Below are 22,325 nucleotides of genomic sequence, written 5' to 3'. Positions count from 1 at the left end.
AGAAGCATCAGAAAAATTCTCGGCATTAATGAACGATGTGGTCAAATTGTGAGCAAATGCATTTCCATAATCATTAGAACCCCCGTAATATAAGGCCTCTGAGCATCATTACAATAATCAGCATCATGACTGTAATCAAAATATTTCGCACACACAATCAACCTTCCCTTATTTAGTTAATAGAATTAAATAAACGCTGGCCTTCTACGATCCACGGATACATAAACACCCGAAACGTGTTGAGAATCGGCAGCCCGGCAAGCACGAAAAGCATGTAGGATACCGTTTCCTTCCTGCTTTCCCGGACAAGCTCCATCTTCTCCTTGTAATCCTGTATCCGCTGCCTTAGCAGCCCGTAATAATCCTCATGCTCGTTAAGTCTCAGCGCGTTCAACGTTTCCCCAAAGCTGTATGCCTCGTCCGTACCCAACCTTTGCTTGAATCGGCGGATAGCCGATTCGGCATCCTGGTACCACTCATTTATGAGCAGTTGAAATGCCCCGCGAACGGTCCGCGTCCGGGACACGCATTGCGACAGCTTGGCATGCAGGTTCAACCTCGATTCGCTGTAATACAGCAGATGATGGCTGACGACATAAATCTCTTTGACGATGCGGTGGGCTCTCTGCTCCTTCATATAAGCCAGTACTTTTTTATCCAAAAGCACGAAAATAAGCAAACATGACGCTGCAGCCAGCACATAGACCGGATTCACAAAAAAAGTAAACATCTGGTACCGGAACGCCAAACAGCTGCCGATGGACACAAGCATCAATACAATGGCCGCCAAGCGGCGGCCCCCCTCGAACAATGCCGCATCAACCTGAATACCGCAGCCGTGCAGAAGCTGCCTCTTCTCCTCGATTTTTTTGCCGCCGATCCTTAAAACTTTGAGCAGCCAGCCGGGCGGCCGTTTTTCCCGGACTATTTCGGCGATCCCAAGCGCCCGCCACCTTCTCGTTCTCACCGGCATTTGAGCCAGCACATGATAGAGAGCCGCAGCGATGACGATAAAAAGAAGCCCGTTCGACAAAACTTGAAGCCAATAAAGCTGCGCGCTCGCTATAACCATTGACATCCCCTCACATTCTTCGCAGAGATAAATAAATGCCCATCAGAAACGACGCAAAAATAAGCAGCAAGGCATCCAGCAGCATGTTCCGCCCTCCCGGATCCAGGACATAGTACTGATAGGCGCTTTCCGGATTAATTTTAAAATTGATGAAGAGAAATAAGACAAGAAACAAAATCGGAGTAAAATTGGCGATGCGTATTTCAAGCAGCTTGTTCCGTTCCGCCTGATCGGATATTTGCGCTTTGCGCATATCGGTAATTAATACCTTTAAGCTTTCTCCGACATAGCTCCCTTCGCTTAGCGCAACTCTCACAATTCCGACAAAATAGTCGGCCCAAACGTGGCCCAACGTAAGCGAAAAAATTCGCAAACTTTCCTCCGTATCCCTTTGCGTCATCAAATTGCGGTAGAGCTGCTCGAAAACCGGTTTAATCGGATACAAAATCCGCTCTTCTTCCAGACATGCTTGCAGGGCTGTCCGCAAATTTTTGTGCGGAGCAATCATATAATACTGGTAAAACACTTCCACCGCAGGCAAAAAATCCAGTCTGGTGTGCATGCGCAGGCTAACCAGCTTCATCCGCAGCGCCATAAAAGGCAGCGAAACGCAGATCAGCGCGACGATGGCAACTCCCTTGAAGCTTTGAAAAAACAGTGCCCCCGTCATAGCTCCTCCCAAAAACAGCAGGACGCTAATCATCAATAAATTTGCAACGGTTAAAGAAGATTCGACGGATTCCAGCATCTCGCTCAAATACGAATAAAGCCGATATCTTTGGGCCAAATATTCGCTTAATCTGCTGCCGATTCGGGCATGTCGGACATAGTGAAGCCTGTACCTCGCTTTACGCTGTCGGATGAGCGCATGGAGCAATGCTCTTACGGATAAGTAACACAGGGCGAAAAGCATCAGGAGAAAGCTGTATTTGGCGAAAATCATCATCCGCTCATTCGCCCTCTTTCCCGATCCATCCGAACCGTGTCAGCAGCGCATAACTGATTCGGTCCTTTTTGTAGATTTTTTGCGATGCGCTATCCGACAATTTCCCGGGAAATTTCCATCGATTTTCGGAATCGTCATAAACTGCGAGATCGCTTACATGGACCTCCCCGTTTTTGTAACTGTACTCGCCGATTCTCACCATTTTTCGTTTTCCGTTGACGACAGCCATCTCCATTCCGATATGTGTCACATATTCCGTGATCCGTTTGGCCAGACGGGCGGAATCCATGCCCCTGCCGTCCAGCATGCACATATCGGCGATCGCATCCGGTACATCCTCCAATTCGCTGACATGGACGGACGTTATGCTCCCCTCATGCCCACGCGTGCAGGCCCGAACATATAAGTTCGCGTCGTTATCGCGTATTTCGGCATGGCAGATGCGTTTGGGGGATTGGCGCAGCGCCAGCTTAAAAGCCTGTAAACCCGAATGCCGGGGATCTTCTTCGTCGATCTCGTACTCAACGATGTTTTTATGCGGAAAATCCCGCCGCAAATTCAGCTCGAATCTCGACTCGATCGTAATGATGCGCTCATTATCGTCCATTTCCGCAATAATCGCTTTGATCAGATTCGTTTTGCCGGAATTCGTCGGTCCGATCACGACCATGTTGAAGCAGGAACGTATGAAACATAAGATCAAATCTCTCATTTTGTCATCGATGGTCGCTAATTCCGGCGAAGCGAGAGCAGCAAGATCGAATCGCTGTACCGTATAAAAACGTATCGTTAAAGTCGGCTCTGCAGTGAACCCGAAGCCAGTCATCGTAACGCGCGAACCGTCCCGAAGCACAACCTCGGCCCATCGTTTGCGCGGATTTAACGTATCCTGATTAAAAAGCACCAAATTTTGCTGAATCCGTTCCAAATCGCGCACCGAAGGCAGCGAGTGAACGGACGGAACGGGCGTTCCGTTCCTTACTTCAAAAATCTGCCTCCCCACGACCTGGATCTCTTCCAGACCTTCCCGGTTTTTGAGCACAAGCTCCAGCACGTTAAGGCCGATAATCTCGGCAAATATCGCTTCCGGCAAAGTAGCGAAGCTGCTGACGCCGGGAGGAAGCTCGGATAGCCTGCGCTTGGCGGCCAAATCGTGAATCATCGCGAGCAGTTTGCCGCGGTCTTCCTCATAGCCGAGAATGGCGCGGTTCAGCGTCTCGTTGTACTGCTGTTTTTCCTCGTCGTTTCGCCCTTTCGCCATCGCCAACTCGCCGCGGATGTCCTGCACCCACTGCTGAAACACACTATCCGCCTGAGCGCGCTCATCAAACCGGTTTGAGCGCTCAAACCGTTCAGACATGCCCCTCCCCGTGATCGCCTCCTTGTCGCTGCGCGCGTGCATGTACGTAATGACGGAAAATTTCTCCTCGCTCACTTCTCTCACCCGCTTTCCCGCAAAATGTCGTCAAGTCGCCGCACGCCTTGTTAAAATCCGTCTGATCCAGGTCGCTTTGCGCGAGACCGATCTTCGGGGCAGCTGATAATATTCGCTCAGCTTGCGCGCGATAGCGGCCGTTTCTTCTCTCATCGGATGGCCCGGCTTGTACAGCTCCAGCAGTTTCCCCTGATTGCAAAATGAAAGGGCGTCGGCATGTCTGGAAATTTCCCCGATCAGATGCAGCTGGGTTTCTTTCCGAATGTCTTTGCTGTTGAAAGCCTCCCTTTGCGGACTTGTATCCGTCTGTACGGCGATCAAGTCGAAGGTGTCCGGCTGCAGTCCGAAAACAGAGCCAACCTGCCTGATCCATTTGGAGAAGTCCTCCTGGAACTGGGCCAGATCCGGGGTCGTCACGACGATCCTCGTATCGGCTTCCAACAGGCCGCAAACCGTCGCCGCATTATCCCAGTAGGCGTTTACCTCGACTACGCACACATCGAAAGCGGCACGGGCGACGCGCAGCAGATGTACGACCTCCATCGGCGTAAAAAACTCCGCCTGCTCTCTGAGCATGTTGCCAAAGAGCACATGCAGCCCCGGCGCTTCGCGCAGCTTGTCGCATACTTGCCGCAGCCTGTGGGGCGTCAAGCTTTGCGCCTTAAGCTCGGCCCGCAATCCGTCGAGCGTGAACGCATTGTCGTCCCGTCCCAAATAACGGTGAAGCTTGGAGCTTTTCAAATTCAGGCACATATACCCTACACTTGCGGAAGATTCCGCCGCCAAAGCGTATGCCGTGCCGAACGAAGCAAGCGTAGTGCCGATATTCGGCGTAGAACCGACAAAAGCAATCAGCTTTCCCTGCCCTTGGGAGGAGGATGAATCGGTTTCCGGCTGATCGATCCAGGCTCTGATCAAATCCGCAATAATCGCCGTCCCCCGGCCCGGCTGGACGTAATCAAGCTTTTTCAGCTTGCACATCTTGACATATTTCACGTTGACGGACGTTTCATGGTAATTGGATATAAGTACCATAATTTTCATCCCCGGCCATTGCTTCCGATAACGTTCGAGCGTTTCTTCCAAAACTCCGAAATCCATATGTCGGTCGGACACAATCAGGCGGGAGTAGGGCTGCTTAAGCAATTCCCGCTCCATCTCCTCCGCAGATGCGCATACCGTCCAGTCCAAATGCTCTTGAAACACCACATTCGTCAGTTCATCGATCAACCTTTCGTCCGTCGAATGCAAAATAGCTTGCATCATAATCCCCCCTTCATTCTACCGACAGAATCGAGGAGGAGCTGAACGCGATGACGAGCTTTGCTTTTTTGGTGCTGCAGAGCCGGTCCACTTCCAGCCACTCTTCCTCCGTCAAATTCAAATTAATTTGATCGATCGCCCCGTTGGCCTCAAGCCGGGACACGTACATTTTTTCCGCATCTCCCTCCGCTTTCGACAATAGATTGGAATTTTTGGGATTGTCGATTTCGACGTTAGCCGACGATTTCACGGAAGCGACAACGATTTCCTGATCAAAAAGCTTCCGCGGACTCCCGTCGGCAGACGACACAAAGAGGCGGACCAGATCCCCGGCCCGGATACCGTTGGAAACCGACAGCAAATATTCCTTCGGTATTTGAAAAGTCGCCTGACGCCGGGACGGCAGCAAATGATACCGGTTTACTTTCCATTTCAAAATCGGCTCGTGCGTACCTAGCGGGAGCAGCGATTCCTGACCGATCACCTCCTCCAAATCCGTAATCATATCGCTTGTAACACTTCCTTTCTGAACAGCTTTAAGCCCCACCATGTCACGGCTTATCAAAGTGCCTGTCCGGATAAAATCTTGAGGCACGACGACCTGAACAGTTTGCTGCAGCTCCACTTGATTCATTTGCAGCACATACACGGCATAGACAAGACAACCGGCGACAATCGCCGCCGTGAAACTGATGAACATGCTTCTCCTGCGATTCAATGCCGCTCCCCCTCTCCCTCTCAAGCAGTTAAAAAGCAAAAAAGAACGCAAACCCCGGACTCATGTCCGAAATCTGCGTTCTTCGCAAATCTAGCGATGTTTGTTGTGTTCATTCCAAATATTACACTAAATACACATATATGTAAATACCTTTTTTCTTTGCGAATGACAAACCGCCTGTCCATCCGTTTGGGAGACGAATGAAACAGGCGGTTCTTCCGCACCATGCTCAAGTAATTCTAAAGTACCATACTCTTTTAAAAGTTTCAACATATTCTTACAAATCCTTTATAAAAACTTTATAACAAGTTAACTCTATTAAAATGTGCATCCGTTATACTGATATGAAACAGAATTGAGAGGAGAATTTCTACGATGAAAAAGTTGAAATTATGCGGCGCCGTTATTTCAGGGGTTTTGATTTCGGTGCTAACCGCAGGCTCCGTTTTCGCTGCGCCGGTCAAACCGGTCTCTCACGTGGAGTGGATGCAAAAGAAATCGTGGGTAGAAGGAGATCTCGGCGGAAACCTGGCGCTGGATCGCCCGGTCACGCTGGCCGAAGTTGTTACCGTACTGGAAAGAGTACAGGGCTTGACCGGCATTACGACAGACAGCGCCGTCGCCAAGCGTCATTGGGCTGGGGGCCAGCTTTCTTTGGCTCAGTCCAAAGGTCTGATTACCGCCGACGAAGCCGCGTCTCCCGATCAACGGCCCACAGCTGCGCAAATCAAACAAATCGCGGCCAAATTAAACTACGACCTGACCCTTCCCGAGGAATCCACGGTGACACGCGGAAGCTTTCTGAACGCTCTTGGAGATGCGGTTACGCTCCACATCACAATCGGACATACGAACGACGTGCACGGGCACATCGAAGAAAACAAAAGCAACAAAGAATTCGGTTATGCGAAAATAGCGACGCTGATCAAACAGTGGCGCGGTGAGAATCCGAATTTCCTGCTGATGGACGCCGGCGATACGTTTCAAGGCACCGTTTTTGTCAATCAATTCAAAGGAGAATCCATCCTGCCTATCCTGAACGGGCTGAAATACAATGCGATGGCCGCAGGAAACCACGAGTTCGACTTCGGCTACAAGCAGCTGCTCAACCTTCGCGATCAGTTGAAATACCCGATAATTAACGCCAACGTCTTTACAAGCGACGGCAACAACCTGCTGGAACCGGTGTACTATGCGGAAATCGGCGGCAAAAAGTTTGCCTTCCTCGGCTTCGTAACGGAAGAAACGCCGATACTGACCCACCCGGACAACGTGCAGGGACTGACTTTCAAAAGTCCTGTCGAAATCGCCAAAAAAGTAGTGCCCGAATTGAAAAAGAAAGTGGACCGGGTCGTCGTCGTCTCCCACGTAGGCATCGAAACGGACCGGGAAATCGCCAAGCAAGTGCCCGGAATCGACCTGATTATCGGAGGCCACTCCCACACCCCGCTCCGCGATCCGGAAGTCGTTAACGGAACTTACATCGTGCAGGATTGGGAATACGGCAAATCGCTCGGACGCGCTGACTTATACTATTATAAAAACGAGCTGGTCAACTTTACCGGCGGCCTGCTGGAATATGACGAGAACGTCCAGCCCGATCCGGACGTCGCCAAACAAGTGGAAACGATTGTGAAACAAATCGATACCGCGTTAAACGTAGTCATCGCCAAAACCGATGTCGATCTGGACGGCGACCGCAACTTCGTCCGCAAACGCGAAACGAATCTGGGCGACTTCATCACAGACGTGATGGTGGAGCGCACCCAATCCATTCAAGGAAACAATGCCGATGTGGCGCTGACTAACGGCGGAGGCATCCGGACGCAGGTAAAAGCGGGCGACATCACGAAAAAAGCGCTCTACGACGTGCTGCCGTTCCCGAACACCGTCGTCATTCTCGATGCCAAAGGCAGCGAGCTGAAAGCAGCCCTTGAAAACGGCGTCAGTCAGGTGGAAAACGGCGCAGGCCGGTTCCCGCAAATCAGCGGCATGTCCTTCACCTACAATCCGGCCAAACCTGCCGGCCAGCGCGTCCTCGAAGTCAAAGTAGGCGGCCAGCCGCTTGACCCGGACAAAACATACAAGCTGGCAACCAACGATTTTATCGCAGCCGGCGGCGACGGGTACGAAATGTTCAAAGGCAAAAAGGCGCTGAACACCGGCATTACCCTCTATGAACTGGTAGAGGAAGCGCTCGGCAAACGCAAATCGATCAGCCCCAAAACAGACGGCCGCATCACGGAAGTGAAAGAATAACCGCTTGTATCGCTAAAATACAAAGGGGCTGTACGAAAAGAGGACCTCAATTCCACTTAGTAGTGGAATTTGAGGTCCTTTTGCCTGATTTTCGGGCTGTCCCGTACATTGCGAACGGGACAGCATCTTTGCGCGCCGCGGCTACGCCTGCACCTCGGCGAGCGTCGGCAGCGCCGGGATCGCGCCCCGGCGTGTCGTCGTGATCGCGCCCACGCGGTTCGCGAACGCGAATACCCGCTCCGCGGCTCCGGCTTCGCCGAGCGCGTCCGCGATCCCAGCCGGCGAAGCGCCGAGCGCCGCCAGCTGCAGCAGCATGGCGCCGACGAAGCTGTCGCCGGCGCCGGTCGTATCCACGGCCGCCGCAGGCTGGCCGGGGAAGGTCACATCCTGCCGTGCGGTCACGACACGGCAGCCCTGGGCGCCCAAAGTGATGACGATCACTTTGGGGCCTTGCGCCAGCAGCTGCTGCGCCCCTGTGGTCGCGTCGGTGCCGAGGAGGAATTCGATTTCCTCCTCGCTCACCTTGACCACATCGGCCAGCGGCAGCTGCGCGAGTATTTCCCGCCGAGCGGCGTCGGCGCTCGGCCACAGCGCGAGGCGCACATTGGGGTCGTACGACACCAATGCGCCAAGCTCGCGCGCGCGGCGCGCCGCATCGAGCGTCGCGGTGCGGCAGGGCTCGGCGATCAGCGACACCGAGCCGAAGTGATACACGGCCGCGTCCGCCAGCCACTGCGCCTCGACTTCGTCGGCGCGCAGCAGCATGTCCGCCGCCGGGTCGCGGAAAAACAAAAAGTCGCGCTCGCCGCCCGCCCGCAGCGACACAAAAGCCAGACCGGTCTTCGCCTCATCGGTCTGGATTACAGCCGCCTGCACGCCGACTTCCTCAAGCGTGCGCTTCAAATAATCGCCGAACGGGTCGCGGCCGATTTTGCCGATAAACCGCGCCTCGCCGCCCAGTTTGGCGACGGCTGCCGCCACATTGGCCGGCGCTCCGCCTGCCGCCCGCTGGAAGGCGGCCACATCCGCCAGTGCCTGCCCGTTCACGTCCGGCACAAAATCGATCAGCAGCTCGCCCAAACAAACAATGGTTTTATTTTCCTTTATTAACATCATAAAACATCTCCTTAGTAACCTAAACCATTCATCATGTAGCACTTAGCTTGACCAAAGCATCGGAATGCCAATACTATTTCGGTCCGAAAAGGCAAAATTCCTTTCAAATCCTTGCATAATTTTATGGCAGTGACCCGCTAATAAACGGTTTTCCTGGACATCCATCGACCGCTACAGCTTCGGAAAACCTGCGAAAGTGCAGGCTTTTTTTGCGAATATGACTCATTTTGGGAAAAGCCTGCGATTGCGCAGGAATTTCGGGTAAAAATGGGTCAGATCCCCTGTACCCACTGAAAAAGCTGCACTTTTGCAGGAATTTCCCGCACCAGGCTTCTCAACAGGCAAAAAGCTGCACTTTTGCAGGTTTTCTCCGCGTTGTCAAACAGATGTGCCGCCGGCTCTAGCGAGCGGCCACGCTTTTCGCAGCGCTTGCGCCCCTGCCGCTAACGAAATCAAAAAGCATCCGAGAACAACAAACGGAAGCGTCGACCATTCAAAAACGGAGCGGCCCAGATACGTTTGCCAGCCGAGCGCCAATAAGCCGAGCACGTAGGCGGTGCCTGCGGTATGAAGCAAACTGCTGCGGGCCTTGGCCGTCAGCGGGGTTCGTTTGGTCAGCCAGGCGACAATCGGCATGGCTTGCAGAGCGTGGAAGCCGAGACCGTGCAGCCAAATTATATTGCCATGAAGGCCAACGGTTCGGCCCATATTGAGAGAAATCCAGATACCGGCCGCAAACGAAAGCATGATTGCGACCATCGCATAGCGGATGCCCAGCACCAGCTCCGGTTGGAGCGCGATTGCTTTTCGGCGGAAATATTGAACTGCCAGGAATAGATAACTCAGAATCAACAGCAAAGCGACAAAAGCAAAAATAGAACCGACCATTGCATCAAAATGTGTGCCGCCCTTTACAAATCTCGGGTTGACCCCGCGGAAATTTTGAACGGTTTCAGCAAAGTAAGAATAAAGCGCCAGAATAATATAAAACCATCGAAAGAAAGCTCTGCCTCTGGTACCCAACTCGGAAAAAGGAGCGATTGCCGCCGTCGAAATCAAAAACATACCCAACGCAGCATTGAAGGAGAACGCATTTAGAACGTTGCCTTTAGGGGAAACGGGCCCTCCGTACAACAACACCCATACTGCACATATCCCTGCAAGCAGAAAGCCAAGCATTCCTGTAAGAACCAACCACTTTTCCCCTTGGAAAATTTTGCGATTTAAATTCGTTGTTTCAACCGAACTCCTCATTTTTGTATTACCCATCATATTCACTCCCCATCACCATCATCTTTGACTTTTCCATTATATGGTTCGGAGAATTTTTCAAAAACTTGCTCAAGTCCAGTCTTTTTCCCGGCCCCCAGACGGATACTTCCTCCGACTTAAGAAGTGAGATAAACCTCTATCGATGTCTTTCGAAGATGTGAGGGCCGCGTTTAGAGGCAGGTTTATTCGCTGGTAAAAAACCACTGACCCGCACGGTCAGTGGTTTTCATGTTATTTCACCTGTATTTGCATTTCTGCGCTTTCATCCCGGTCGTTTTCGACACCTTCGCCCTTCAAAAAGCTTGCGTACACTTTAATTGTATAAGTTCCGGGCGGCAAATACGCCGGGTTGGAGTCCGGATTTTCCAGGAACTTTTGGTAATCTGGCTTGCCGCTTTTCCGGAAATTAAATTCCAATATCGTGCTTAGGGGAAAGTTATGAGCGATCTCATTTCCCGGGTTCAACTCCACTTTGATTCCGGATGCTGCAACATAACCGCCCTCTCTAATCCCGTCTTGATCTGTAATAGAGAAGGTGAGCGACGGCAGTCCGTGTATAAAATCTGTTTTCTCAGCGCCCTGATAAGACAGCGTGGACCATACGTTTATTACTTCGTCCCGGGCGTAGACGCTTTTGCCTGAATGAAGCGCCAGTGTAAAGTCATCGAATTTTTTTATCGAGCTAACCGATGCGTATTTTTCGGAATTTTGGGGCTGATTGATTTCAATAGCTGCAGATTTTTGATCGTAATAGACGGCTCCGCCCAATTGATCCGCCACATACCTGAGGGGCACGTAAGTGCGGCCGTTAATGTTAAAAATCTGAAGTTCCCCGGGTAGATCTTTCTTAACGCCATTGACCTTTAGCGCTGCGGATGATTTGGTTATTTGCTCCGGGTTATCCGCATTTGTCGTTGAAATCATGGCAACGAACAAACCGCTTGCGATAAGTAAAATTTTACTGATCCTTGACTTCTGCACGCTTGCTCCTCCTTCAATTACAGCTAAGGCTTGACACGTCCCGAAAATTCCAATCAAATCATAAGATTGATGATATTTTCCATATTTTATTAATACACGCTGCATAACCAAACGTCAAGAAGAGGCCTTGCAAGGGCCGCACGCAAGCGCCCCCACAGGCCTCTTCTCTATTCAATCAACGAGCTTAAATGTTAACCCCGATAATTGCGCCTCCTCTTCCATCCCTTCGATCAAAAGAGCCACCCGATTCCCGCTTTCTTTGAACCAAGGCTTCGGAAGATAGAACAAGTTTTGGGCTCCGCCGGTCATATGAGGTCGCAAGCCGTCCCCCTAAACGGGGATCGGCAATTGAAAGACGCTCCGCCGGGCTCAGGGGCGAACACAAGCGTTCCGACGAGCCGACCGAGCAGCTTATTTGCGCCTTCGCTCCGCGGGGCACCGAAGGTCGGCGCAGCCGTTTGTGAAGCAGCCGGCCGGGCGGCAAAACTGCAACTGCGAGGCCGCTCGCTTACCCCGCGCAGCTCCCAGCGCGCGGGTTGCGCTGCATGACGGCGGGCGGGTAGCCGCACCCGCTGGCAACGCGGAAAAGCCTGCAAAAGTGCAGGCTTTTTTCGCAAAAATGGTTCATTTCGGCGAAAAGCCTGCGATTGTGCAGGAATTTTCAAGGAAAATGAACCTGAGCTCCTGTTCGCGGCAAAAAGCCTGCACAATTGCAGGAATTTGTCGTGGCCAGCGCATCCATCGGGCAAAAACTGTACTTTTGCAGGCTTTTTCCGCCCGCATTGCCGAGCAATTGCTGCCTCCTATCGCGCGAATTCCTGACTTTTGCAGGCTTTCTCCGCGCAAACAGGCAGATTGTGCGACTGGCTCCGGCGTACGGGTTTCTGGGACCTGATTATTTTCATTCTGTGGGGTCACGTTTTGTCCACGGCGCCATGAGAGTTTTTGCAGGTTTTCCGGCCTGCCAAGCCGCGGCTACATGAACAGTTGCGCAAGTTGCGGCGATAAAGCGAAAAGGGTCTGGCCCTCCGGCAGCCAACGCTGCGTTTGGGTCAGACCCTTTCCCATTCAGCTTGCAAATATGACTAGCATTTATGATGATGGAAAAAACCGCGGGTAATAATGATTAGCAGGATGAAGAGAACAAGAATGCTTCCGACGTTGTTGTAAGGAGCGACTGCTACCGGCTTCACATGATGCACGGGTTTCGGATACACTACAGCAGTTTGCTGGATCGCGTGCAAATGAATGTTATGATGAATCGGTTTAGGCGCGACAGGCGGCGCGTAGGCGGCCGGCATCACGTTCGGCATTGCATTCGGCATGGTGTAGGCCGGCATTACGTTTGGCATCATGTTTGGTCCCGTATGAATCGGCATCGTATAAGTCGGGAATACGGGAGCTGCGTTATTTGGTCTTAGATATTCCATGGAAAAGCACCTCCTTTATTTCGTTAGCTGAAGTTGGTGACGTGGTTGTTTAGGTGGTTAACTTACAACATCAGTCTATGGGAGCGCACCTATTCAGAACACGGTAAATACCCAGAAGAAATAAAATTGGTTTCCTGTCATGGATGACGAGCCGTCGCAAACGAAAAGACTGTCCGCTAATCGGACAGTCCCTCTCGGTTACACATATGGATTATTGTCGCGTTCGAAGCCGATCGTCGTTTTTGCGCCGTGTCCGGGGTACACGACGACATCGTCTTCCAGGACGAACAGCTTGTCCTGAATCGAGTCCAGCAGCGTGTTCGTGTCCCCGCCCGGAAGGTCGGTACGGCCTACCGAAAGCTTAAACAGCACGTCGCCGCCGAACAGGTGCTTGTCGTAGAGGAAGCTCACGCTTCCCGGCGAATGGCCCGGCGTGTGGAAAACTTTCAGCCGGATGCCGAGAAACTCCAGCACCTGGCCTTCGTCCAGCGCGTATTCCGCCGGATCGGTCACAATCTCCGCGCCCAGCTCCGGCCAGCGCGCAGAGCCGTTCTTCTTCGGATTGGTCAGCCAATCCGCTTCCAGGTCGTGTATGTATACCGGACAGCCTTTGAGCTTGCGGATCGCGTCCACGCCGCCGATATGGTCAAAATGCGCATGCGTCAGCAAAATCGCCTCGATGTCCAGATCGCCGATTTTGTTGATCAGCGGCTGCGGGTTCATGCCGGGATCGATAATGATCCCTTTTTTCGTATCCGGGTCGGACAGCAAGTATGCGTTGGTGCTGAGCGGACCCAGAGGGAACGTATCTATTTTGATCATCTTTATTCGCTCTCAATCTTTTAGAGATGCTTGCCCTTAAAACGTAGAAATCAAATCGCGAAGCTCTTTGACGATCACGGCGTGATAACCGTTGCCTTCGCCGTATTGACGGCCCATTTCCGCCCGGGCAACTTGAATTTTCTCGTTGTAATCCGCAGCCTCGCGGTCGGGGTTTTCCTGCTTGAATTTCGCCATTACCGCCTGTACATTTTGCGGACGAGGTCCCCATTGGCCTAATACGAAACCGCCTGTATCCGTGAAAATAACGATCGGAATCGCGCGGCCGCCCATCGTCAGGAATTGGTCCATCACGTCCATATTTTGCTCCTGGATCAGCACTTCCACAGGAATTCCGCTGTTTTCCAGCGCTTTGAACACGACCGGAACGTTGCGCACAACGTCTCCGCACCAGTCCGCGCACAGAATGAGGCAGCGCAGGTCGTCGCGGTTGTTCAAGGATTCGAAATACTCCTTGTCCTCGGCGTCAGCCCATTCGAAGCTTTCGTAGTAGGCGAGGAACTGCTCTTTATTTTTCTCCATACCGTCGATAAATTGCTGGGGCTTAATGCCTGTCCGCAGCTTGCTTGCGAGATTGATGCTCATCAATGCTCAGCCTCCTGTTACATATTTTTTATAAATGCGAGTAATGTTTCAGCTCTGCCTATATTGTAGCAAATGCTTGCGAAAGCTCCAACAGAATTGACTTCCAAGATTCAAGCGATTATTTGGCGCTTTTGTTTTTTCTTTTGATATAAAATTGATAGCCGACATACAGCACGGTCAGCACTACGGCTGCAATTATGAGAGGCTTAATATACGGGCCGGCAACCTGATCGATCGTTTCCCAGTTGTCTTTAAGCGCCATGCCGAGATACACGTACAGGAACGAATACGGTATTAACGCCAGACCGGTGTACAGGGTGAATTTGCCCAGAGGCATTTTCGCCATTCCGCCGGGAAGAGAAATCGCGTGACGGACAATCGGAATAAAACGGGCCGTGAAAATCATCCCGGTGCCGTACCGGTTGAACCAGGACTCGGCAACGTCGATGTGATGCTTGCTGATCAGCAAATATTTGCCGTATTTCTCCAAAAAGGGTCTTCCGCCGTAACGGCCGATCCAATACAGCACGATTTGGGCCAACGTCCCTCCGATGACTGCACATATGATCGCCCCGATAAAGCTGATTTCTCCTTTGGAAACAAGGTAGCCCGCGTAGGCCAAAAGCAATTCGTTAGGAATTACTTCCAGCATAAGGCCGAGGAATATGCCCCAGTAACCCAGTCCTTCCAAATACAGCAAAACATTGTGAATGAACTCACCCATTTCATAGACCTCTCTCCGCAAATAGTAGCCGGACCGCTTCTTTGTCTTGCTATTTTCGGCTCGATCCTAACCTCTCCCTATTCTACCATAGACGTGCATATGTCACCAATTTCGGTTACGGCGGCAGCATTCCGCATACATGCACAGACAAGCTCCTGCATAGGATGTACAAAAACGAATGTACAGGAGGCGGACTTTTGATGTCGAAAGTATGGATCATTCAGCGCAAACACCTAATCCTTGCAGCAGCGGCGCTCCTGATCATTGCAGCCGGATTGTTATACGCGAACCGGGAGCGGATCGTCCCCGCCATGGCGGAGCCTGCTGCCGAGCGGACCATTCATATGGTGACCGGGGAATTCAAAGCCAATACAGAGGATGGATCGACAATCGAGGCTTACCGCTGGGACCCCGGAACCGTTGTCGTACGCAAAGGCGAAAAAATAAAGCTCAACATCTTGGGCGTCAACGGCGCCAGCCACCCTTTTCTGATCGAAGGACTGAACATTAAAGGGGAAGTCAAAAAAGGCAAGGAAACCGTCGTTTCATTCACGCCGGAGCAAGCGGGCACTTACAGGTTGATCTGCATGACGCATGCCGATAAAAACCATAACGGCCCCATGATCGGCTACATCGTCGTCACGGAGTAAGCCTCCCTGGAGTCTGTCCGATGAACCACGTAGAAGGTATATGTATGCACAATGACGGTATTCATGCAGCGTGAGCGGCATATATACAGTCATTATTCAGTGGGTAAGCACAAACGCAACTCCGTCGGACAGACTCCCAAGAGCCCGGCAGGCGAAATCCGCAGAAGGCGCCGCCGCCCGCCGGACGACTCCCAACTTGGGCTTCGGGCTGCCGCCGCGCCAGTAGCTATCCGTCCTCGCTGCGCATACACATAGCAGAGAGAGGAGTGTTGAGGCGGCAATGAAAAATAACACCAATGAAAAGCACAAACAGCAGCTCCCGACTGCGCGCGGAATAAGACGGGCTTGCGGCAAGGAGCTGTACCGGACGGCCAAACGGCTGAAAACGTGGATTTCTCCGGAGCAAATGCGGCAGGCCGAGGAGCTTTACGTCAAAAAAGTAATGCTGAACCTGCCGTTCATCGTCGAGCATGGCAGCAACCGCAAACTGCTTGCCGACTGGTTCGGCGAACACGTAGGCCCGGAAATCGCTCCGCTCTGGAACGTGGAGCTTGCCGCTTTGAATCACGCATTCCGCGAAGCGTTCGGCGGATGACCGGGCCGGCCGCCGGCGGCTAGCGCCGGGTCTCGCAACGGCGCGCCGGGGGCTGCGCGCAGGGCGGCGCTTGCATGATGGCGGCCGGTCGACAGCATGCACGGCCGCGGAAAAGCCCGCCCGCCGGCGCCTCACCGGCACGGCCGCCGTGCGACGCCGCGACGCGCGCCGGGAACCGCGCGCGCGGGGTAAGCAAAACACCTGCTGCGAAAGCTCGACTGCAGCAGTTCTGCCCTCCGTGCTGCCGCTACATTGGCAGCACGCTCAGAGAACCTGCAAAAGCCCCCCATGCCGTCGACGGCATACGGCCAAACAAACTGTAACCGATCAATCGGATCGTTCTAGTAGTAATCTTATTGCACCCAAGCGTGCTTGTTTCGAAATATTTCTGCAAATCTCAGGCTGCTGAGAAAACGTACATTGGTGAGGCGTAGCTCTAACTCTATAAACGCACAGAAAACCTACGAAAATTAGATTGCCGATAAAACGACAGGGTAGCGAAACCAGAGGGGTCACAGCCGCTCTTCCCCAACCCGTGCCTCCCCTGTACGAGTTGCGGTGCTGAAGTGGGGGGACAAAGCGGCTTGGCAGGAGAAAACGGTAAGGGAAAGCCTGCGAAAGTGCAGGTTTTTTTTATAAAAGTGGTTCATTTTGGCGAAAAGCCTGCAATTGTGCAGGAATTTTCGTTGAAAATGAACCTGAGCCCATGTTCGCGGCGAAAAGCCTGCACTTTTGCAGGAATATGTCGTGGTCAGCACATCCATCGGGTAAAAACTGTACTTTTGCAGGCTTTCTTCGTATTGCCGAGCAGTTACCACCTCTAGCGTGCGAGCTCCTGACTTTTGCAGGCTTTCTTCGTATTGCCGAGCAGTTGCCGCTTCTAGCGTGCGAGCTCCTGACTTTTGCAGGCTTTCTTCGTATTGCCGAGCAGTTACCGCCTCTAGCGTGCGTGCTCCTGACTTTTGCAGGCTTTCTTCGCATTGCCGAACAGTTACCGCCTCTAGCGTGCGAGCTCACGCAACCAGGCGGATTGTGCGACCGCCTTCTGGCGTGCGGGTTTCTGGGCAGCCTGAAATCTGCAGGTTTTTCGGCTAAAATGCGAGCTCAGCCCCATCGCGAACGGAAATGCCTGCACTTTCGCAGACCTTGGGGCGCCAAGCTGCCCAGCAAGCTAGCTGCACCCAGCCGCCCTCTGGCAGGGAGCCCGCAAAAAAAGCCGAAGGGAACGCATTCCCCTCGGCTTTCTCGTTTCCGGCTTACTTGTACTCGGGCAGCCAGCTCCCGTGCGCTTCGATCAAATCGTCGCACATCGCGATGATATCGTCCATCGACAGCTCGGCCGATGTGTGCGGATCCAGCATCGCGGCGTGATAAATGTGCTCGCGCTTGCGCGTAATCGCCGCCTCGATCGTCAGCAGTTGGGTGTTGATATTGGTGCGGTTAAGCGCCGCGCACTGCGGAGGCAGGTCGCCTACATAAGTCGGCGTAACGCCGTTCCGGTCAACCAGGCAAGGCACTTCCACGCAAGCCTCGCGCGGCAAATTCGTAATAAGGCCGGTGTTCATCACGTTGCCGCCGATTTTGAACGGCACATTCGTCTCCATCGCTTCGAAAATATAAGAAGCATACTCGTGGGAGCGCTCGTGCGTCAGATTCGCGTTGTTCACGATATCTTCGCGCATCTTTTTCCAGTTCGAGATCTGCCCGATGCAGCGGCGCGGATACTCGTCCAGCGGAATGTTGAAGCGGTCGATCAGCTCCGGGTAATTGCGTTTGATGAAATAAGGGTGATATTCCGCGTTATGCTCGGAAGACTCCGTAATGTAATAGCCGAATTTCAGCATCATTTCGTAGCGGACCATGTCCCCGTGCTTTTCCAGCTGCTTTTCGGCTGCGCGCCGCTTGATTTCCGGGTACAGGTCGACGCCGTCCTTGCTCACTTCCAGCAGCCAGGCCATATGATTGATTCCGGCGATTTTCGCCTGAACCCCGTCCTGCTCCATGCCCAGATGTTCGAATAGATGAGGGACGCACACTTGAACGCTGTGGCACAAGCCTACCGTGCGCACTCCGCCGTACGTGTTCATCACGTTGGTAAGCACCGCCATCGGATTCGTGTAGTTCAGGAACCACGCGTCCGGGCAAACTTCGCGGATATCCGCGGCAAAATCCAGCATAACGGGAATCGTGCGCAGATTGCGGAAAATGCCCCCGATGCCGACCGTGTCGGCGATCGTCTGGCGCAGGCCGTATTTTTTCGGTATTTCAAAATCGGTGATCGTGCACGGATCGTAGCCGCCGACCTGAATCGCGTTGACGACGTATTTGGCGCCGCGCAAAGCTTCCTTCCGGTCCGAATACGCTTTCACTTCGCAGGTGCTGCCGCTTGTTTTTTTCAAATTATTCAGCATGTTCTCCGAGTCCAGCAGCCGCTCGCGGTCAATGTCGAAGAGCGCCAGCTCAAAGCCTTGAAGCGCGGGCGTCAGCATGCAATCACCCAGTACATTTTTAGCAAAAACGGTACTTCCCGCACCTAAAAAAGTAATTTTTGACATGTTCGTTTCGCCTCCAAATCGTTGTTCCCTGCTTTCTTTTACTATAAGCGACGGCGATTCGGTTGAGTATGGAACGAACGAACAGGAATATGGACATTTGTAGTTTCTTCCGCTACTCTTATGATAAAAACACAAAAAGGTGCCCCTATGAATCCGGACCACTCCTACTTCTATGTCACTATTAATCCGTTCACCGGCAGCGGCGAATTGCCTGTGCTTTTCAGCGGCGAAGGCAAGCCGAATCCCCGGCACAAAATGGGGCCGGCCGTGCACGATTATTATTTGATCCATACGGTACTGTCCGGCGAAGGGGTTTTTGAAATCCATGGCCGGACTTACCGCTGCGGGGCGGGCGACAGCTTCGTCATTTTCCCGGGCGAGCTGTTCAGCTACGTAGCGGACGCGCATCGGCCGTGGCATTATGTCTGGGTCGCTTTCGCCGGCCGTGCGGCGGGTACCGTGCTGTCCTCGATGGGAATCGTCCCGGACAATCCGGTGATCCCGAACAGCGGCACGAAAAAAGTCCGCCATCTGTACCGGCGGCTGCGCGCTTGCTTCGCCCAGAACGCTATCCCCGCCCTGGAGGATACGGAGTCCGGAGGCTGGCTGCGGCTTCTGCTCAGCGAGCTCGGCCTCGCCAACCGCCGCCGCTGGCCGGCAAAGCCGGCCGCCGAATCGGACGCGCACCGTCAGGTCGGACAGGCGATCCGCTATTTGGAGCTGCAATATACGCAGCCCGTATCTATTGAGCAGTTGGCCCGCATGATCGGGTACCACCGGACTCATTTGTGCAAGATGTTCAAACAAATAACTGGACTTTCCCCCATGCAGTATTTATTGAAAATACGCATGGAACGCGCCGAGCAGCTGCTCGAAACGCCGATGACGATCGACCAGGTCGCTTCGTCGGTCGGTTTTAACGACGCGCTTTATTTTTCCAAGCAATTCCGCAAATGGAGCGGCTGCGCGCCTACGTCTTACCGCAAAACGCTGCGGCATCTTTAAAGCAGCGGGACCGCGCAAGGCGTACGAAGTACGAGGCTAGCCTAAACAGTCACGCCGTCCGCCGCCGGAATGCCGAAGTTCGGCGTGCCGTCGCTGTTCCAGCCCAACCTCTGCGCGCGGGCATGGCGGTTCGGATCGTACAGCGGATCGCCGTTGATTTCTTTATAATTGCGGGCGTGATAGACGAGTATATCCTCCGATCCGTCGGCGGAAACGGTGAAGCAATTGTGACCGGGGCCGTATTGTCCTGTCGCTTCGCTCGTGGCGAACACCGGAACAGGACTTTTGCTCCATGAGGCCGGGTCCAGCAGATCGCTGTCTTCCGATGCCGTCAGAAGCCCCATGCAATAGTTATAATCGGTAGCGCTGGCCGAATAACTGATGAAAATTTTGCCGTTCTTGCGGATCACGGCCGGCCCTTCATTCACATGGAATCCGATAATTTCCCAATCGTATTCGGGCTTCGTAATCATCACCTGGCGGCCTCGAATCGTCCAGGGATTTTCCAGCGGGGCGATGTACAGGTTGGAATTCCCGGCAATCGCCGGGTCCCGCTGCGCCCATACGAGGTACCGGACTCCACGGTGCTCAAACGTAGTCGCATCCAGCGAGAACGATTCCCAGTTCGCCTTCAGCTGGCCTTTTTCCACCCATCCGCCCTCCAGCGGATTGGCGGATTCGTTCTCCAGCACGAACATGCGGTGATCGAACAAGCCGTTATCCGTCTCCGCCGTTCTCGCCGCAGCGAAGTAAATGTACCATTTTCCGCTAATAAAATGGATTTCCGGCGCCCAAATGTTGGCGCTCATCGAACCGCTTTCGTACTTTCTCCATGCGACGACGGGCTCGGCCTGCGCCAGCGCCTGAATCGTCTTCGCTCTTCTAACCTCGATCCGGTCGTACTCCGGCACGGACGCCGTAAAATAATAATACCCGTCCGTATGGTTGAACACCCAGGGATCGGCCCGCTGCTCGATCATCGGATTTACGAATTGCTCTTTTTGTGCGCTTTTGTTTTGTTCAGTCATGGTGGGTCCCTCTCTCCTCTTTGCTTATATGCTTCATTGTGCAGCGCTATCCCTTGACCCCGCCGATCGTCAGGCCGGATACGAAATAACGTTGGAAGAACACGAACAAAATTAAAATCGGCAGTATAGCCAGCACAGATCCCGCGATCAGGACATCATAGTTGTTGCCGTACGGCGTCAGCAGCGTGGAAAGGCCGATCGGCAGCGTAAACTTGTCGTTCGTGCGCAGGACGATCAAAGGCCACAGGAAATTGTTCCAACTGCCCATCGCCTGCAAAATCGTCATGGCGCCGAAAGCCGGGGCCATAAGCGGCACCATGATGCGGAAGAAAATGCCGTATTCCGAGCAGCCGTCCATGCGTCCCGCATCGAGAAAATCTTTGGGCAAGTCGGCCGCATACTGGCGGAAGAAAAAAATCGGCAGCGGAGCGACCGCAAAAGGCAAAATAACGCCGGCGACCGTGTTGATCAACCCGAGGCTGATCGTTAATTTGTACAGCGGGAGCATAATGATTTCGACCGGAATCATCATCACCAGCAAAACCATCGTGAATACCAAATTTTTGCCTTTAAAATTGTACTTGGCCAGCCCGTAACCGACCATCGAAGAAAAAAGCAGGCTCGCTGCGGTAAAAATGACCGTAATCAGCAGGCTGTTTTTGTACCAGTTAAAGTAGTTTTTGGCCGAGCCGGACAAAATGAACGAATAATTGCTGAGCCCCATGACGTCCCACTGCAGCTTAATGTTCAGCCCGTACCTGAGCAGCTCCTTGGAAGGCTTGAGCGACGCCAGCAAAAGCGCGTACAGCGGAAACAGCGAGGCAATGGCCAGAACGATAAAAAGAAGGAGCATCAGCACGGACGGAAACGACCAGGAACTGCGTTCTTTCATACGTTTACTCCTCCTTTTTGAACAATCCGAAAGATTTGAGCTGCACCAGATTCACCAGCAAAGTGATGACGAGCAGCGTCAGGCCGATCGCCGAACCGAATCCGAGATTGTTGGACTCCAGCCCTTGCTTGTAAATGTAGCCGATCATCGTCAGACCGATCTGATTGGGTGAATTGTTGCCGCCGAACATTGTGTAGCTCTCCACAAACATCGCATATCCGCCGTAAATGCTGATCGTGAGCACATAAATCGTGACCGGCTTCAGCAAAGGCAGCGTAATATTGCGGAACTTGTCCCAAACGCCCGCTCCGTCGATTTCGGCGGATTCGTACAGCTCCCCGGGAATGCTCTGCAGAGCGGACAAGAAGTACAAAATATTAATGCCGGTCCAGCGCCAAGCCGCCAGAACGATGAGCGCGAACATCGCCGTCCCCGAGCTTCTCAGCCATTTTTCGCTTTCAAGCCCGATCAGATGCATGAAGGAGTTGAGCAGCGAGCCGTCCAGTTCGCCAAAAATAAGCCGGAAAATCGTGCCCGCGACGACTACCGAAGTGAGCGCAGGAACAAACAGCGAGGCCCGGAAAAAATTGCGAGCCTTCATCATTTTCGAGTTCAAAAATACGGCGAGCACCAGCGGTCCCGGGATCAAAACGACCAGCGTCCAGAACGTATACTTCGTATTATTGAGCAGCGCTTTGAAAAAATCGGGATTCAGCAGCTTTTTGTAGTTTTCAAATCCGATGAACCGGGTGCTGCCCGGAAGCACCTCTTGAAAGCTCATCGTAATTGTAGATATGACAGGATAAGCGAAAAATATAATAAAAGACAGAACGAACGGCAGCACGAACACGTAAGGCGCCATTTTTTGCGAGTACAGCAGCTTGCTTCCGGCAGTGCGCCCGCGCTCGGCCGTCACGGTCATTTGACTGGTTTCCACAGCGGCCCACCTCCCTAACCAA

Annotated in this window: 23 protein-coding genes; 6 read left to right on the top strand and 17 right to left on the bottom strand. The window is 53.0% G+C overall.

Features of this window, described 5'->3' with window-relative positions; all coding sequences use genetic code 11:
- Positions 1 to 172: 172 nt before the first annotated feature.
- The 5 genes from AC3G2T_RS34830 to AC3G2T_RS34810 are packed head-to-tail and all read right to left on the bottom strand — an operon-like array spanning position 173 to position 5,434.
- Positions 173 to 1,072, bottom strand: a complete 900-nt coding sequence (locus AC3G2T_RS34830; protein ID WP_474685241.1) for a hypothetical protein — start codon at positions 1,070 to 1,072, stop codon at positions 173 to 175.
- 10 nt (positions 1,073 to 1,082) lie between these two features.
- On the bottom strand, positions 1,083 to 2,018 hold the full coding sequence (locus tag AC3G2T_RS34825; protein WP_488438324.1) for a hypothetical protein: 936 nt from the start codon (positions 2,016 to 2,018) through the stop codon (positions 1,083 to 1,085).
- 4 nt (positions 2,019 to 2,022) lie between these two features.
- A complete protein-coding gene (locus AC3G2T_RS34820) occupies positions 2,023 to 3,453 on the bottom strand; it encodes an ATPase, T2SS/T4P/T4SS family (RefSeq protein WP_488438323.1) in 1,431 nt (476 codons plus the stop codon).
- 30 nt (positions 3,454 to 3,483) lie between these two features.
- Positions 3,484 to 4,719, bottom strand: coding sequence for a CpaE/TadZ family protein (locus AC3G2T_RS34815; protein WP_488438322.1), 1,236 nt, complete (start codon positions 4,717 to 4,719; stop codon positions 3,484 to 3,486).
- 10 nt (positions 4,720 to 4,729) lie between these two features.
- Positions 4,730 to 5,434: a CpaB family protein gene (locus AC3G2T_RS34810; RefSeq protein ID WP_488438321.1), complete on the bottom strand. Its 705-nt coding sequence runs from the start codon at positions 5,432 to 5,434 to the stop codon at positions 4,730 to 4,732.
- A 375-nt stretch (positions 5,435 to 5,809) separates the two neighbouring features.
- Between AC3G2T_RS34810 and AC3G2T_RS34805 the strand changes: the two genes are divergently transcribed.
- Complete coding sequence (locus tag AC3G2T_RS34805) at positions 5,810 to 7,693, top strand: bifunctional metallophosphatase/5'-nucleotidase (RefSeq protein ID WP_488438320.1); 1,884 nt, start codon at positions 5,810 to 5,812, stop codon at positions 7,691 to 7,693.
- A gap of 141 nt (positions 7,694 to 7,834) precedes the next feature.
- Here the strand turns inward: AC3G2T_RS34805 and AC3G2T_RS34800 are convergent, their stop codons facing one another.
- From AC3G2T_RS34800 to AC3G2T_RS34785, 4 genes are all read right to left on the bottom strand, one after another.
- On the bottom strand, positions 7,835 to 8,809 hold the full coding sequence (locus AC3G2T_RS34800) for a PfkB family carbohydrate kinase (protein WP_488438319.1): 975 nt from the start codon (positions 8,807 to 8,809) through the stop codon (positions 7,835 to 7,837).
- A gap of 378 nt (positions 8,810 to 9,187) precedes the next feature.
- The gene (locus tag AC3G2T_RS34795; protein ID WP_474685233.1) at positions 9,188 to 10,003 is read right to left on the bottom strand and encodes a hypothetical protein; all 816 of its coding nucleotides are present in this window, start codon (positions 10,001 to 10,003) and stop codon (positions 9,188 to 9,190) included.
- A gap of 309 nt (positions 10,004 to 10,312) precedes the next feature.
- Positions 10,313 to 11,062 (bottom strand): stalk domain-containing protein, encoded by a 750-nt coding sequence (locus AC3G2T_RS34790; RefSeq protein ID WP_488438318.1) that lies wholly within the window; start codon positions 11,060 to 11,062, stop codon positions 10,313 to 10,315.
- Between the two features lie 171 nt (positions 11,063 to 11,233).
- On the bottom strand, positions 11,234 to 11,383 hold the full coding sequence (locus AC3G2T_RS34785; RefSeq protein ID WP_474685231.1) for a hypothetical protein: 150 nt from the start codon (positions 11,381 to 11,383) through the stop codon (positions 11,234 to 11,236).
- A gap of 139 nt (positions 11,384 to 11,522) precedes the next feature.
- On the opposite strand from AC3G2T_RS34785, the gene AC3G2T_RS34780 reads away from it, so the two are divergent.
- Positions 11,523 to 11,957, top strand: coding sequence for a hypothetical protein (locus tag AC3G2T_RS34780; protein ID WP_488438317.1), 435 nt, complete (start codon positions 11,523 to 11,525; stop codon positions 11,955 to 11,957).
- 190 nt (positions 11,958 to 12,147) lie between these two features.
- Here the strand turns inward: AC3G2T_RS34780 and AC3G2T_RS34775 are convergent, their stop codons facing one another.
- From AC3G2T_RS34775 to uptA, 4 genes are all read right to left on the bottom strand, one after another.
- A complete protein-coding gene (locus tag AC3G2T_RS34775) occupies positions 12,148 to 12,492 on the bottom strand; it encodes a hypothetical protein (RefSeq protein ID WP_488438316.1) in 345 nt (114 codons plus the stop codon).
- Positions 12,493 to 12,690: 198 nt separating this feature from the next.
- Positions 12,691 to 13,314, bottom strand: coding sequence for an MBL fold metallo-hydrolase (locus AC3G2T_RS34770; RefSeq protein WP_488438315.1), 624 nt, complete (start codon positions 13,312 to 13,314; stop codon positions 12,691 to 12,693).
- 36 nt (positions 13,315 to 13,350) lie between these two features.
- On the bottom strand, positions 13,351 to 13,917 hold the full coding sequence (locus AC3G2T_RS34765) for a thioredoxin family protein (RefSeq protein WP_474685227.1): 567 nt from the start codon (positions 13,915 to 13,917) through the stop codon (positions 13,351 to 13,353).
- A gap of 118 nt (positions 13,918 to 14,035) precedes the next feature.
- Positions 14,036 to 14,641, bottom strand: a complete 606-nt coding sequence (uptA, locus tag AC3G2T_RS34760; RefSeq protein WP_474685226.1) for an undecaprenyl phosphate transporter UptA — start codon at positions 14,639 to 14,641, stop codon at positions 14,036 to 14,038.
- Between the two features lie 200 nt (positions 14,642 to 14,841).
- On the opposite strand from uptA, the gene AC3G2T_RS34755 reads away from it, so the two are divergent.
- From AC3G2T_RS34755 to AC3G2T_RS34745, 3 genes are all read left to right on the top strand, one after another.
- Positions 14,842 to 15,291 carry a cupredoxin domain-containing protein gene (locus AC3G2T_RS34755; protein ID WP_474685225.1) on the top strand — a complete coding sequence of 150 codons (450 nt, stop codon included), beginning with the start codon at positions 14,842 to 14,844 and terminating at the stop codon, positions 15,289 to 15,291.
- Between the two features lie 280 nt (positions 15,292 to 15,571).
- Positions 15,572 to 15,886 (top strand): dehydrogenase, encoded by a 315-nt coding sequence (locus AC3G2T_RS34750; RefSeq protein WP_474685224.1) that lies wholly within the window; start codon positions 15,572 to 15,574, stop codon positions 15,884 to 15,886.
- A 584-nt stretch (positions 15,887 to 16,470) separates the two neighbouring features.
- Positions 16,471 to 16,710: a hypothetical protein gene (locus tag AC3G2T_RS34745; protein ID WP_488438314.1), complete on the top strand. Its 240-nt coding sequence runs from the start codon at positions 16,471 to 16,473 to the stop codon at positions 16,708 to 16,710.
- 432 nt (positions 16,711 to 17,142) lie between these two features.
- Here AC3G2T_RS34745 and melA read toward each other — a convergent pair whose 3' ends face one another.
- Positions 17,143 to 18,441: an alpha-galactosidase gene (gene melA, locus AC3G2T_RS34740; RefSeq protein ID WP_488438313.1), complete on the bottom strand. Its 1,299-nt coding sequence runs from the start codon at positions 18,439 to 18,441 to the stop codon at positions 17,143 to 17,145.
- 147 nt (positions 18,442 to 18,588) lie between these two features.
- Here melA and AC3G2T_RS34735 point away from each other — a divergent pair, with 147 nt between their 5' ends.
- Positions 18,589 to 19,446 (top strand): helix-turn-helix transcriptional regulator, encoded by an 858-nt coding sequence (locus AC3G2T_RS34735; protein ID WP_488438312.1) that lies wholly within the window; start codon positions 18,589 to 18,591, stop codon positions 19,444 to 19,446.
- 41 nt (positions 19,447 to 19,487) lie between these two features.
- Here the strand turns inward: AC3G2T_RS34735 and AC3G2T_RS34730 are convergent, their stop codons facing one another.
- Genes AC3G2T_RS34730 through AC3G2T_RS34720 form a run of 3 tightly spaced genes read right to left on the bottom strand, consistent with a single transcriptional unit; the run spans position 19,488 to position 22,288 of the window.
- Positions 19,488 to 20,474: a glycoside hydrolase family 43 protein gene (locus tag AC3G2T_RS34730; protein ID WP_488438311.1), complete on the bottom strand. Its 987-nt coding sequence runs from the start codon at positions 20,472 to 20,474 to the stop codon at positions 19,488 to 19,490.
- Between the two features lie 46 nt (positions 20,475 to 20,520).
- Positions 20,521 to 21,366, bottom strand: a complete 846-nt coding sequence (locus tag AC3G2T_RS34725; protein ID WP_488438310.1) for a carbohydrate ABC transporter permease — start codon at positions 21,364 to 21,366, stop codon at positions 20,521 to 20,523.
- 4 nt (positions 21,367 to 21,370) lie between these two features.
- A complete protein-coding gene (locus AC3G2T_RS34720) occupies positions 21,371 to 22,288 on the bottom strand; it encodes a carbohydrate ABC transporter permease (RefSeq protein ID WP_488438326.1) in 918 nt (305 codons plus the stop codon).
- Positions 22,289 to 22,325 lie beyond the last annotated feature (37 nt).

The organism is Paenibacillus sp. sgz302191 (assembly GCF_057749925.1).
This window is presented reverse-complemented; position numbering and strand designations above follow the sequence as displayed.

Bases quoted from the DNA above. Each gene is read 5' to 3' on its own strand.
- AC3G2T_RS34720 (WP_488438326.1), bottom strand. From the start codon at position 22,288: ATGACCGTGACGGCCGAGCGCGGGCGCACTGCCGGAAGCAAGCTGCTG.
- AC3G2T_RS34755 (WP_474685225.1), top strand. From the start codon at position 14,842: ATGTCGAAAGTATGGATCATTCAGCGCAAACACCTAATCCTTGCAGCA.
- AC3G2T_RS34815 (WP_488438322.1), bottom strand. From the start codon at position 4,719: ATGATGCAAGCTATTTTGCATTCGACGGACGAAAGGTTGATCGATGAA.
- AC3G2T_RS34730 (WP_488438311.1), bottom strand. From the start codon at position 20,474: ATGACTGAACAAAACAAAAGCGCACAAAAAGAGCAATTCGTAAATCCG.
- AC3G2T_RS34805 (WP_488438320.1), top strand. From the start codon at position 5,810: ATGAAAAAGTTGAAATTATGCGGCGCCGTTATTTCAGGGGTTTTGATT.
- melA (WP_488438313.1), bottom strand. From the start codon at position 18,441: ATGTCAAAAATTACTTTTTTAGGTGCGGGAAGTACCGTTTTTGCTAAA.
- AC3G2T_RS34800 (WP_488438319.1), bottom strand. From the start codon at position 8,809: ATGATGTTAATAAAGGAAAATAAAACCATTGTTTGTTTGGGCGAGCTG.
- AC3G2T_RS34830 (WP_474685241.1), bottom strand. From the start codon at position 1,072: ATGGTTATAGCGAGCGCGCAGCTTTATTGGCTTCAAGTTTTGTCGAAC.
- AC3G2T_RS34765 (WP_474685227.1), bottom strand. From the start codon at position 13,917: ATGAGCATCAATCTCGCAAGCAAGCTGCGGACAGGCATTAAGCCCCAG.
- AC3G2T_RS34770 (WP_488438315.1), bottom strand. From the start codon at position 13,314: ATGATCAAAATAGATACGTTCCCTCTGGGTCCGCTCAGCACCAACGCA.
- uptA (WP_474685226.1), bottom strand. From the start codon at position 14,641: ATGGGTGAGTTCATTCACAATGTTTTGCTGTATTTGGAAGGACTGGGT.
- AC3G2T_RS34825 (WP_488438324.1), bottom strand. From the start codon at position 2,018: ATGATGATTTTCGCCAAATACAGCTTTCTCCTGATGCTTTTCGCCCTG.
- AC3G2T_RS34725 (WP_488438310.1), bottom strand. From the start codon at position 21,366: ATGAAAGAACGCAGTTCCTGGTCGTTTCCGTCCGTGCTGATGCTCCTT.
- AC3G2T_RS34735 (WP_488438312.1), top strand. From the start codon at position 18,589: ATGAATCCGGACCACTCCTACTTCTATGTCACTATTAATCCGTTCACC.
- AC3G2T_RS34750 (WP_474685224.1), top strand. From the start codon at position 15,572: ATGAAAAATAACACCAATGAAAAGCACAAACAGCAGCTCCCGACTGCG.
- AC3G2T_RS34775 (WP_488438316.1), bottom strand. From the start codon at position 12,492: ATGGAATATCTAAGACCAAATAACGCAGCTCCCGTATTCCCGACTTAT.